The sequence below is a fragment of the Affinundibacterium seohonense genome (assembly GCF_014284305.1).
Lineage (GTDB): Bacteria > Pseudomonadota > Gammaproteobacteria > Burkholderiales > Burkholderiaceae_D > Undibacterium > Undibacterium seohonense.
Genome location: NZ_JACOFW010000003.1, coordinates 267,986 through 280,752, shown reverse-complemented (window position 1 = coordinate 280,752; position 12,767 = coordinate 267,986). Strand labels below are relative to the sequence as shown.

8 protein-coding genes and 1 tRNA gene are annotated in these 12,767 nt (G+C 48.2%); 3 read left to right on the top strand and 6 right to left on the bottom strand.

Annotated features, from left to right (window positions below; genetic code table 11):
* Positions 1 to 144: 144 nt before the first annotated feature.
* Positions 145 to 1,011 carry a hypothetical protein gene (locus tag H8K52_RS04745; protein WP_186921730.1) on the bottom strand — a complete coding sequence of 289 codons (867 nt, stop codon included), beginning with the start codon at positions 1,009 to 1,011 and terminating at the stop codon, positions 145 to 147.
* 85 nt (positions 1,012 to 1,096) lie between these two features.
* Between H8K52_RS04745 and rpoD the strand changes: the two genes are divergently transcribed.
* Positions 1,097 to 3,265 carry an RNA polymerase sigma factor RpoD gene (gene rpoD, locus H8K52_RS04740; protein WP_425507524.1) on the top strand — a complete coding sequence of 723 codons (2,169 nt, stop codon included), beginning with the start codon at positions 1,097 to 1,099 and terminating at the stop codon, positions 3,263 to 3,265.
* Positions 3,266 to 3,483: 218 nt separating this feature from the next.
* Positions 3,484 to 3,561: transfer RNA gene (locus tag H8K52_RS04735), tRNA-Ile, on the top strand.
* 297 nt (positions 3,562 to 3,858) lie between these two features.
* On the opposite strand, the gene H8K52_RS04730 is transcribed toward H8K52_RS04735, so the two are convergent.
* The 5 genes from H8K52_RS04730 to H8K52_RS04710 all read right to left on the bottom strand — a co-directional run bounded on the left by H8K52_RS04730 (position 3,859) and on the right by H8K52_RS04710 (position 9,695).
* Positions 3,859 to 4,902: an arginine N-succinyltransferase gene (locus tag H8K52_RS04730; RefSeq protein WP_186921729.1), complete on the bottom strand. Its 1,044-nt coding sequence runs from the start codon at positions 4,900 to 4,902 to the stop codon at positions 3,859 to 3,861.
* Positions 4,899 to 5,909 carry a GlxA family transcriptional regulator gene (locus H8K52_RS04725; protein WP_186921728.1) on the bottom strand — a complete coding sequence of 337 codons (1,011 nt, stop codon included), beginning with the start codon at positions 5,907 to 5,909 and terminating at the stop codon, positions 4,899 to 4,901. The genes H8K52_RS04730 and H8K52_RS04725 overlap by 4 nt, the downstream gene beginning before the upstream one ends.
* Before the next feature lie 68 nt (positions 5,910 to 5,977).
* Positions 5,978 to 7,096: a succinylglutamate desuccinylase/aspartoacylase family protein gene (locus H8K52_RS04720; protein ID WP_186921727.1), complete on the bottom strand. Its 1,119-nt coding sequence runs from the start codon at positions 7,094 to 7,096 to the stop codon at positions 5,978 to 5,980.
* An 8-nt stretch (positions 7,097 to 7,104) separates the two neighbouring features.
* Entirely contained in the window at positions 7,105 to 8,355 is a 1,251-nt protein-coding gene (locus H8K52_RS04715) for a M20 metallopeptidase family protein (RefSeq protein ID WP_246464275.1), read from the bottom strand.
* A 74-nt stretch (positions 8,356 to 8,429) separates the two neighbouring features.
* Positions 8,430 to 9,695 carry a cyanophycinase gene (locus tag H8K52_RS04710; protein ID WP_186921725.1) on the bottom strand — a complete coding sequence of 422 codons (1,266 nt, stop codon included), beginning with the start codon at positions 9,693 to 9,695 and terminating at the stop codon, positions 8,430 to 8,432.
* 305 nt (positions 9,696 to 10,000) lie between these two features.
* Here H8K52_RS04710 and H8K52_RS04705 point away from each other — a divergent pair, with 305 nt between their 5' ends.
* Positions 10,001 to 12,757 (top strand): TonB-dependent receptor, encoded by a 2,757-nt coding sequence (locus H8K52_RS04705; protein WP_186921724.1) that lies wholly within the window; start codon positions 10,001 to 10,003, stop codon positions 12,755 to 12,757.
* The last annotated feature ends 10 nt before the right edge of the window (positions 12,758 to 12,767 follow it).

Genomic DNA, 12,767 nt, shown 5'->3' with positions numbered 1-12,767 from the left:
GCATATGAGATTAATTTCTTGCTGCTGTGAAATGCTTTGTTTGGAAGTGCTTACTCTTCTGTTTGATTGAGTAAAAAGGTGGCAAGTGATATAATTAAAGGCTTTCGATTCAAGGTCTTAGGTTGTTTTCATTCTTTGTCGCGGTCATCGCATGGTGATTGTTGATAACAGGAATGTGTTGTTTAGGTGAGCGTCTGCTCCTCCGAGTAACCCAAAACTCCGACGCAAGGAAAAAGGTTTGTTTGAATTTGGAAAAGCGCACTGTTTCTTGGTTCTTATTGTATGCAGTGATTTGCTTTTTTCGTGTTTCAAATGACTTGTTTGCTTCGGTTGGTTTGATTCAATGGCTAGTGCAATGAAGAAACCCGCGAAAAAACTAACATCCGTAGTGACGAAGAGTTCGACAAAAATTGCTGCTGCGAAAAAGACAGCAAGTACGCTAAGTTCGCCAAGTAAGGCTTCCATAAAGCCTGCCGCCAAATCCACCGCCAGTACTACTAAGGCCGCAGTCAAATCTACCAGTAAGTCAGTTGTAAAGGTCGTTGCAAAACAAAATGTTAAACCGGCCATAAGTTCGATTGCAAAAGCGAATCCTAAGAAGGCCAGTCCTGTTAAGTCAGCGCCGCAGGGCGGCAAAACTAAGTCAGTAGAGAAAGTCCTGGTAGCGCCAATAAAGAAAAGTGCAACGAAATCACTGGCTGATGTGAATCTCAAGGCGCAGACTGTCGAGAAGAAAGTCCTTGCGAAAGACGCTAAACCGCCTAAAGTAGAATTGAAATCAGTAAAATTGGCTGGAAGCAAGATTCCAGGTAAAGTTGTAAAATCGACGGTGAGTAAAAAGGAAGTTGAAGTGCCAAAAACACGTGCCACAAAAAATGAATCAAAAGTCGAACCAAAGTTGAGCAAAGATGTCGAAAAAGCTGCAACGAAAGTCGTAAAGCCAACTGAAACACCGTCAGCCGCAAAGAAGAAAGCCTCTGTGATTACTAAAGCATCGAACGCCAGCAGCACTGAAAAAACCGAAAAAGCGGAAAAAGACGAATTGAAATCAGAAAAAAAATCCGCTAAGTCGGCGAAACCTGAAAAAGCACCTGAAGTGCAAGAGATCAAAACAGGTTCTGCTCCGACAGTGAGTCAAACAACCGATGCTGCGCTATTGGCGAGCATTGACACGTCTGGTTATGTGCTGCCGGGTGTGAAAGTGCCGGGTCGTCGTGGTCGTAAACCAAAAGAATATCAACCAGAAAACGAAGAAATGGCAGCGCTTAACGCGGTTGAGCGCGCTGAAATGAAGGCATTGGATAAAGCCAAAGCGAAAGACCGAAAAGCCAAAGAAAAAGCGCTTCTGAAGGATGCATTCTCTGCCGATCCCGAAGCGACTGCTGAAGAATTAGAGCGTCGCCGCCAGCGTCTGAAAACCCTGATTAAAATGGGTAAAGATCGTGGTTATTTGACCTTCGCGGAAATTAACGATCACTTGCCGGAAAACGTTGTCGATCCAGAAGCGATCGAAGGCATCATCAGTACCTTCAACGACATGGGTGTTGCCGTCTACGAGCAGGCGCCAGATGCTGAAGCGTTGTTGTTATCTGATAATGTTGTCACCGTCACTAGCGACGATGATGAAGTTGAAGCGGCTGCAGAGGCGGCACTGTCAACTGTGGATTCGGATTTCGGACGCACCACGGATCCTGTACGTATGTATATGCGCGAGATGGGAACGGTCGAGTTACTGACTCGCGAAGGTGAGATTGTCATTGCTAAGAAGATTGAAGAAGGTCTTAAAGACATGATTCAAGCGATCTCGGCATGCCCAACCACGATTGCGGAAATTCTCGCACAGGCTGAACGTATCGCCAGCGAGGAAATCAAAGTGGATGATATGGTGGATGGCTTGGTCGATCCAAACGCCGAAACCGAAGAGGAAAAAGCGCCTGTCGTCGTTGCAGAAAGTGATGATGAAGAGGAAGAAGAAGACGACGAAGAGGAAGAAGAAGAGGACGAAGAGGATACTGCAGCTGTTGCTGCCGGAATCTCAGCGGAACAGCTTGAGCAACTTAAGCGCGATTCTTTAGCTAAGTTTGCCATCATCTCAGAGAACTTTGACAAAATGCGTAAAGCCTTCGAGAAGGAAGGCTACAACTCAAAGAATTACATCAAGGCGCAAGAGGCAATTTCTAGTGAGTTACTAGGTATCCGCTTTACCGCAAAAGTCGTTGAAAAACTTTGTGATACCTTGCGTGGTCAAGTTGATGAAGTCCGTCACGTGGAGAAACAGATTTTAGATGTGGTGGTCAATCGTTGTGGTATGCCACGTTCGCATTTCATTAAAGTTTTTCCTGGTAACGAAACTAATCTTGCTTGGGTCGATGGTGAAGTCAATGCAGGACATTCGTATAGTGCGATTTTGGGACGTAACGTACCGACTGTGCAGCAGTTACAACAAAAATTGATCGACTTGCAGGCTCGCGTCGTCTTGCCATTGCCTGATCTACGTGGCATCAATAAAAAGATGTCCGCAGGTGAAATGAAAGCACGTAAAGCGAAGCGTGAAATGACTGAGGCGAACTTGCGTTTGGTGATTTCTATCGCGAAAAAATACACGAACCGTGGTTTGCAATTCTTGGATCTGATCCAAGAAGGCAATATCGGCTTGATGAAAGCTGTTGATAAGTTCGAATATCGTCGTGGTTATAAGTTCTCAACATATGCAACGTGGTGGATTCGTCAGGCGATCACGCGTTCGATTGCAGATCAGGCGCGCACAATTCGTATTCCTGTGCATATGATAGAGACGATCAACAAAATGAATCGTATCTCGCGTCAGATTTTGCAAGAGACCGGCGCAGAGCCAGATCCAGCAACTTTAGCGATCAAGATGGAAATGCCGGAAGATAAAATCCGCAAAATCATGAAGATCGCCAAAGAACCGATTTCGATGGAAACACCAATCGGTGACGATGATGATTCGCACTTGGGTGATTTCATTGAGGATAATCACACCTTGGCGCCAGCGGATGCAGCGTTGCATGCGTCGATGCGCAATGTCGTGAAAGATGTATTGGACTCGTTGACACCACGCGAAGCAAAAGTATTGCGCATGCGTTTTGGTGTTGAAATGTCGACCGATCATACTTTGGAAGAGGTTGGTAAACAGTTTGATGTCACACGTGAACGGATTCGCCAAATAGAAGCAAAAGCCTTGCGTAAGCTACGTCATCCATCACGTTCTGATAAATTGAAGAGCTTTTTAGAAGGTAACTAAGTTTAGTTGTTGCCAGAGTTAAGTGAAGTTTTCAGAAAGCCGCGCACTCGAAAGAAGGCGCGGTTTTTTTATTTCAACTGATGGTCACTATGTTTATAGTGAATGCATAGTATTCCCGAGGCTAAACACGCATTTAAACTCGCTAAGCCTTGTGCCAATTGTGTCCGATGTAATACAATAGTCGCTCATTTTGCGATGCATGATTGTTTCGACAAATAGGGCCTCTAGCTCATGTTGGTTAGAGCAGCGGACTCATAATCCGTTGGTACCGTGTTCGACTCACGGGAGGCCCACCAAAATTTATGTATTTTGAAATCAAGCTCTTACAAGAAATTGTAAGGGCTTTTTTCATTTTTGTGGCTGCTTTCATTCAAGAGTCTGACTTTGAAGGAGGCATCTAGATTAAATGAAATCTTTTTCACTGAATTGCTGAAAATTTTCTGCTTGTTCCTTCGCTTTTTTTTAAGATCGAACTGCATGTTGTGACATCAGAAAAGTGTAAGCAGCACGTTGCTATCCAAGCAAATCTGATAATTGCTGGCGGATTGAGGATGCTCTGGCCGTCGTCGTTGCGATGTTAGTTGTTTAGGTAACTACACAGCTAATGACAACTCATTAGCACGTACAGCACATGCACGTGAACCTGCAGTCAATTTGAGTCGCTCAATTGCAGAGGGACTCAGTTGAAGGGTGTTGTCAATGAACTCGCCGAGTGCCAATGTTGCGCAAAATCCTGCATGTTCCATATTCGCTACTAAACAGGCTTCGCCTTTCAAATCATGTGCTGTCCGCAACTCCACATCTTGCGCGGACACGACCGTGTTTAGCATTGCCACGCGTGCCTCGGCAATCGGTCCACCATCAAAAATATCGATGAAGGAATCTACATCAAATCCTTCTGTCACCAAAATTCCAAATGGTAACTCTCCATCAGGATGTAATTGTCCCATCGCCCATTGCGCATCTTCGGCGAGTAAGGAAACGTAAATTGGTGAACGTGGCATTAATTCGGCGATGAAACTCTTGGATCTTCCACCAGTGCGTTGCTCAGCTTCAGGAAATGGCATTTTCAAGAAACGCCCACCTAATGCATTCCAAAATGGACTATTTCCAGCTTCGTCGCATAAGCCAGGATTTTCCGCGCCTATTCTTTCTGCAAACAAATGGGGAAAGTTTCTGACGAAAAGTAAGCGTCCGCGAGAAAGTAGTTGTGGTGCTAGCGTCGCACCATATTCTGGTTCGATGTAAAACGAGCTAAGCAAGGTGTGACCAGACAAGTCTTCGCACAGGCGCAGAGTATGTTCTCGATTGCTGATGCCGAGTTCTTCACTGGCATGTACCGAGAATTCATTTCGATAACAGTAAAAACGCCGGTTGGCGCTTGCGCTAGTGACGATGCCACTGGTGCCGACGACACGACCTGCTCGGAGATCTTCGAGAACGAAGTGGTAGATTTCATCGCCGCGCACTGGCTCGCTGCCTGCAAAGGCTTTCAGCGATCGTTCAAGTCGTTCCGCCAATCGTGTTCGGCCTGGTTTTAATGTATGAATGCCGAAAGTACTAGCTTTCGAGAAGCGCTCGATGGCATCGAGATCATCTAGTGTTGCGGGGCGTAACAGATAGTCCATGTGATTCATTGAATGTCCTCTTCGGCGTTTTTCGTCACGACTTGCGGCATGCTGTGGCGGGCGCGCTCTTCGCGCGGAGTGTAACCAAAATAATTACGGTAGGTGGTGGAAAAATGCGGGCCTGAAGTAAAACCACAAGCAAGCCCGACTTGCAGAATTGATTGCGTTGTTTGCTTCAATTGGCGACGTGCATGTTTGAGTCGTAACTCGAGATAATAGCGTGATGGAAATGTGTCCATATGCTGGCGAAATAATCGTTCTAATTGTCTGCGCGACACACCGACTAATTGTGCGATATCTTCCGCTTGCAAAGGTTCGGCCAGATTGGCTGCCATCAGTTCTAACGCCTCTTTTAAGCGCGCCGATCCAAGTGCAGGTTGCGCTGATGCTGGTACCGGCTGACGTTCGTCGCTGCCACGTAATCTATCCAAACCTAAGCCTGCTGCTACTTCAGCGGCAAAAGTATTGCCATGACGCAGTTCAAGCCAATGCAAGAGTAAATCAAGCACTGCAGCACCTGCACCAGCACTGATTCTATTTCTATCGATTTCGAACAAACCCGGGGTGAAAACGGTCACAGGGTAGCGTTTTATTGCATCTGCCAGAATCTGCCAATGAATTGCGGCACGATAGCCATCCAATAGGCCGTGTTCCGCGAGGATCTGTGCCGCTGTGCCACATGCACCTAGCACGACCTCGCCAGTATATTGAGAGCGATGTAATCCTTGTACGAGATGGTCGCCGACGACATGGGAAATATGTTCATCGACACGTTCGTCAGCGATCAGCATGACCAAGTCGACCTGTTGGTAATTCAGTTTGTCGATTGATTCAGCTTCCAGTGAAATACCGCATTGCGTAAGGGCTTGCGCGCCATCTGCCGCATATTGTTCGATCTGATAAAGCAGCTCGCCACTTACTTCGTTAGCTGCCGCAAATACGCTACGCACCGCACCTAAGGCGAACAGTGAAAAACCGGGAAGCAATATCAAGGAAACAGAAAAAGGCGTCGGCATGGATTCTTTCTTGGGAATGCTAGCTAGATTCTATATTCAACGACGACATCATGGGCAATTCGATTGTGTTAAGCCGACAGCAGTGATCCGCGCCGCACCGCTTGATGGCCTGCGACTTTGCTCAGACGGGTCCCGGGCGGCACATAACGACGATTTTCGCGGGCAAAGTAAATTCCATCCACTGGCGACAACAATTGTTGCACCTCACCGCTCACCGGATCAATCAGATCGATCAGTGGGTCTCCGGCTTTGACGGTTTCGCCAAGTTCTCGCAAGTAGACGACTAGTCCTGCTGACGGTGCGACCAACGGTATGCAACCAGCTAGCGGAGTCGGTTCGCAGGCGGGTCGTATGGTTTGTGATAAAGGGCCAGCAATGATGTCTTGTAAGCGCAGAAAGTCGATTAATGCATTGGCATCGCGTTCAGCGATGTCGTGACTGACGTCGGTAAAGCCGCGTAACTCAACAGTCACCGCGAGACAGGCTAAAGGTATCGGAAATTCATTCCCAACCAAGGCAGCAATGTCCCACCAAATTCGTGAACAAGCTTCATCAAAAGGGTCATCGCCAGAATTCGTCTCCAGTAAGGCGACCTGCGCATCGAGCAATCCTGCCAATGGTGCAACGCGATCCCATAATGGCGTTCCGGTATAGATATGTAGCACCGATTCACAGTCGCAATGTAAATCGAGTACCACATCGGCATCGGCCGCGAGACGCATTAGCGCTAGTCGTTGTGCAGATAACTCGTCTATAGTGGTTTGTTCTCTCAGATAATCGCGAATCGCTGTTCGTATCAGTTTCTGATTGGCGTGTGGATCAGAGCTTAGTTGGGATCTGACGCGTTCTAGTACCTCTTCCGATAAATTGTGAAACAGGCGGTTGAAATTTTGTCCAGTTCGCAGATCAAAGCGGCCTTGGCTGGTGCCCAGCAAGGTTTGTGCGAGTCCGATCGGATTTGCAGTTGGTACTAAGATCACTTCACCAAGTAGCTGACCTTGTTGTTCAAGCTTGGTAAGCTGATTTCTCAGATGGTGAGCGACCAACATGCCGGGTAGTTCATCAGCATGAAGTGATGCTTGAATATAAGCCTTGCGGCCAGTTCCTTCTTTTCCAAATCGCAAAAACGACAGCGCCCGACTAGTGCCGGCGGCAGGCGAGGGGAGGGGAATTGATATGAGTTCCATGAGAGGTTTCAGTTCCCTGTCAAATAATCAGCGGCCAGGCTAGCGAGTGCGCGTACGCCAGTCAGTAAGGCACCTTCGTCAGGGTTGAAACGAGGTGAATGGTTCGGTGCCCAGTCAGCAGGGGGCGTGCCAGGCGGATTGACACCGAGAAAAAATAGCATTGTGGGAATACGTTGTCCGTAAAAAGAAAAATCCTCAGAAGTCGTGGTTGGTGGTATGTCCGTCAGTACCGCAGCACCTGCTACACGGCGCAAACTTGGCAGCATTTTTGTGGTGAGGTCTGGATCGTTCCATGTCACCGGGTAACCAGCATCAATGCTCACTTCTGCTGTCGCGTTGGAAGCAAAAGCAAGGTTCTCTGCGGTACGCTTAAGTTGTACCAACATCTGATCGCGCATGGCGGGATCAAAACTACGCAGAGTGCCACTCATTTTAACTTCGCCCGGAACAATGTTCGCTCTTTGCCCACCATGTATAGTGCCAACGGTAATGACAGCAGGCGCAACTGTGAGATTGGTTTGCCTGCTGACGATAGATTGCAGTCCTAAAACGATCTGCGCCGCGACCACTACCGGATCGACGCCATTCCATGGTAATGCACCATGCGTTTGTCGACCCTTGACGACGATATCAAAGGTATCACTGCCTGCCATCAGGCCGCGTGTTCGTAGCGAAAGTGTGCCGGTTGATTGGGGCGTGATGCCGACATGCAAACCGAACATGGCATCCACTTTAGGATTGTCGAGGACGCCAGCTTTCACCATGCGCTCTGCGCCATTCGGCGCATTTGCGACACCTTCTTCTGCTGGTTGAAATATCAGTTTAACTGTACCGGAAAGCTGTCCACGCAGATCGGCGAGTACACGCGCCGCACCTAATAGCATCGCTACATGCATGTCATGACCACAGGCATGCATTAAGGCGACTTCGGTGTTGCCTTGTTTGATTCTTTGTTTCGACGCAAACGGCAGACCAGTGTCCTCCGCAACAGGCAGACCATCCATGTCCGCGCGTAAAGCAAGCACACGGCCTGGTCGGCCAGTATTGAGTAAGCCAACAACGCCAGTTCCTGCTACCCCACGATGGACTTCGTAGCCCATGCGCGCAAGCTCAGTTGCGACGAGGTTCGCAGTCCGATGTTCTTGAAATGCGAGCTCTGGATGTGCGTGTAAATCGCGTCGCCAGTTGATTACTTCAGGTAATCCGCGTGCTGCAGCGACATCCAGCATTGCGTGATCAAGCAAACGCTGTTGTGCCATGAGGCTAGCGCTCTGCGCGCATAGTGCGGCGGAAAGTATGAGCAGACAGAATCGTCGCAAGTTTCGCATAGCCATTACCATGATTTGTAGTGTGGAGTGTTCATACGTATTGGTCGCACGTCGAGTCGCGCATCAAATACTGAATAGTCTTTGCCGTCGATGCCTGTACTCTCCCAAGCACGTGTACGTTCATCCCGCCGTAACAAAAACTCAAAGCCGAGATCAGGTGCGGGATCGTCCTTGGCGGGAAGCAGGCTGAACGCAAAACCAATGACGTGATCGAGATTGCCATCCACCAGTTGTGATAAGGCACGTTGAATGGCGTTTTCACCCAAGATGTCGGGGAAATCGCGACGTGGATTTTCCAGTTCAGGAACAAAACCGGGCTGTCTGAATTTTAGTTCCCCTTTGCCGCGTTTAGCGGGAAAAACACTGGCTTGTGCATTGGCTAAATCATAATGGTCGCCATTATCCAGATAGGAAATGCGAATATTGCTCACATTGACGGGACCTGGTGTTATCGTCGCATCACGCAGATCAATTAAAAGTGCACCGGTAGCGCCGACAATTTCGACATCGCTGCCGCGAATCACGGCTGCGGTATTTTCATCGATGCCTAAACCAATCTTATAACCTTTGGCGAGCATCGCAGCGAGCAGGCGACCAATTCTTCCGCGTTTGAGAAAATGTTGATCAATAAAAATTTCTTCACCAGCAAATCCTAAGCCGCGTTCTACTTCTTTACCATCTCTCAACAAGCCTTTGAGCACTAATAGTGGATTGAGTGCATCACGAAACATGACATTGCTCATAATCGCGGCACCCGCGCTCGTTCCAACTACCACACCACCACGTGCTTGTAATTCACGTACAGCTTGCAGCACTGGCGATGCTACGCCATTTGGATTGAGCACATCGGCATAACGTTCTTGCGCACCACCGGTAAAGTACACGCCATTCGCCGCGCGAATTTTTGCGACATTGTCAGGATCAGCTGCGGCGCGGCGCGCTGACTCGAGATTTTCTCCCGGCCATTGCGGTGCGATTTTCAGCAATTCTACTTGCGCACCACGGCGTCTGAGTTCATGTGCGGCGTTTTCACCTGTTGCAATGGGATTTCCTGAGGAAGTCGGAATGACGACGAATTTCGCCCCCTTACCGCCAGCAAGATCCACCAAGCGTTGTCGCAACTCGTCATTATCACCACGCACCGCTCCCCCCATAGGAACAACGATTCCTGGTATTGGCTGGAACGAAGGTTTTGTTGAAGTTTGTTCGGCGTGGACAAAAGTAGTTGTCAAATTCGCTGCGAACAGCGCCAATATAGTTAGGGATTTCAAAGGATAGGCCTTTCGCTAAGAACTCATTGAAGCGGATGTTGCCATCAATCTGCCCTCTTCTGACATGTAGGGAGTGATCTTTGCGCACATTAGTAAATGCATGTCGCACTGTCGGAAGTTTGCAACACTCTATACCGAACAACATTGCAAGAATGCGACACCAGCTTCTCACTGTGCGACGCAATCGAATAATAGGAAACTCAAGAAACTGAACACTGCTTACACTGAAGACGTTCCAAAGTTGCGCAGGGGCACTGCAAGCACGGTGCTTGCGTTTAATACACACATTTTCGAGGATTTTTCGCATGAAACTAGCCAGCAAGCCTGCGGCGTTGGTATTCCGCCGCTCCCGATGCACCCATGCAGTATTACTCGCTCTGAGCGTCTTGAGCACGAACGTTGTCGCGCAATCTTTGCAGCGTGTCGAAGTCACAGGTTCCAGTATCAAACGTATTGAAGGCGAAACAGCATTGCCAATCGAAACCATCAAACGCGAAGATATTGACAAGACCGGTGTGACAACGGCTGCTGAATTGCTGCAGAAGATATCTTCAAATGTGGGCGGACTCACGGATGGCACTAGCGTCAGCGATGTGATGGGTGGGCAGCGTGGATTTAACGGCGCTAATCTGCGTGGACTGGGTGTCTCTAGTACCTTGGTGTTGCTCAATGGTCGCCGACTCGCCAATTTTGCCAGCCCTGGTGATAACTCTGGTGTTGATCTAAATAGTATTCCCGCTGGCGCGATTCAGCGCGTGGAAGTGTTGAAGGATGGTGCCTCAGCGATCTACGGTACGGATGCGATGGGCGGGGTGATTAATTTCATCACTCGCAAGGATTATCAAGGTGCGGACATCAATGTTTATGCGTTAAATACAGCTGAAGGTGGTGGTGGTAAAAAAACCGCCTCTATTTCTGGCGGCTTCGGTGATCTTGGAAGAGACCGTTTTAATGTATTTGGTGCTTTAGATGTTCAGCGAATGGAACGCCTCGCTACTTCAGAGCGTAAGTTTATGCAGGAATATAGCCTGCCTGATCGTTTATCACCCCAGTTATCGAGCACCTCTTTTCCAGCCAACGTAGATTTAAGCGCAGCCCAGCTTGCCACACTCAATAACTCTTCTTACTTGTTTGGTTCTGGACCTGGCGGTAAGTGGTTGCCTTCACCAGGCCGACGCGTTAGTTTTGGTAAAGCTGCCTGTGTCGATGGCAGCCCGAATGTTGTTCGTCCACTTGGACCAGGCGGTACGGAGGGCTGTTCGTTTAATTACATGGGGGATTCGGAAGTCTATCCAAAGAGTGAAAAACAAAGTTTTATTGGTCGCGCGACTTTCTTGGTGTCGGATGATCACCAACTATTTTTCGAAGCCTTGAAGAGCAAAGCGGTGACAGCATATGCTGCGTCGCCTGCGACCTCAGGTAGCATCAACGGCACCAGTACGGGTATTTATTTGCCTAAAGATCTGCAAGCCAAAACGGGTATCACGACGCCTGTCAATTTCCGCTTTCGCTTAACCGACGCAGGACGTCGCACCACTGAGGTCACCAGTGAAAGTTCTCGTATTGTATTGGGTGCCAATGGTCGTATTGGTAGCTGGGATTACGATACGGCTTATAACCATAGCGTCAACGAAGCGACAGATCTTGATATCGATGGTTGGGTATCCCGTTCTAAACTGCTGGATGGTCTCGCCAAAGGCTTATATAACCCGTTCGTCGCGCCAACTGATGACTCTGGCAAAAAATTTATGAACTCGATTAAAATTTCGGGGGCTGCGCGTATTTCTCAAGGTACGAGTGATAGTTTTGACGGTAAATTGACTCGCCCCTTGATGTCTATGGCGGGCGGTGATGTCATGCTGGCTCTCGGTGCGGAATTACGTCGTGAAAAAACGGAATTCACATCGACTGCGGCGTTAAAAACGAATGACGTGCAAGGCGACCGTTCCAGCTCCGACGAATTGCTCGCAGATTCATCGAATTCACGAGACATTGCTGGTTTTTACGCAGAAGTAAATGCGCCATTTACCAAAGAATGGGAAGGTCAATTTGCGGTACGTTACGACCACTACAAAGGTGTCAAAGATCCACTGTCAGGATTGACTTCACAAAATCTCGATACGACCAATCCCAAGATCGCTCTTAGCTATCGTCCAAGCAAAGCGATGTTAGGTCGCGCTTCTTTCGGTACTGGTTTCCGGGCGCCTTCGATTTCTGAAATGTTCTTGCCAGTACGTTCCGGTACGATCGCGAGTTTTGTGAAAGATCCGGTTTCAGGTGAAATCGCACAGTTCGATCTGGATCGTTATGGTAACCCTTTGCTCAAACCAGAAAAATCAAAACAATTCTCGATTGGTTTGGTTCTGGAGCCTAATCAAAACTGGAACGGTAGTATTGATTATTGGATGATTCGCAAGACCGACATTATTTCAGAAATTGGCGAGCAGACTGTTTTTGATAATCCGGTTTACTACAATAATCCGAACATCGTTATTCGTGAATCCGATGGATTTGTGTCCTATTTGCAGTTTAAAAAAGAGAACCGTGGCAAATTAAATACCTCGGGCTTTGATCTGGCACTCAACTGGCGTGGTGATGCCACTTCGATTGGTCGCTTCAGTGCCAATCTCGGCGCCACCTATCTGACTGAGTATAAGTTCCAGTCCGACCCAAATTCACCATTGACGAATGGTCTTGGTGTATTTCGTGACGATAAGGCCGTCCAGCGTTGGCGTCATAAGCTCAATCTTGATTGGGCATATGGTCAACTCAATCTGACTTTGGGCAACACTTACTTTGCTGGGTATCGTGATCAGAATATTCCCGGTCTGGCAGATGCTGGTTGGAATGATCGTGATGTCGAAGCTTATTCCTTGTGGGACTTGTCTGGCAGCTATGCGTTCACTAAGAACTTGAAGTTGCGTGCTGGTGTGATCAATCTGTTAGATACACCGCCGCCATTCACGAATCAGTCACGTTATTTCCACGTAACTTGGGATCCGACTTATGGCGATCCGCGTGGACGTTCATTCTTTGTTAATTTGCAGTATAAATTTAAGTAGATCGAATTAC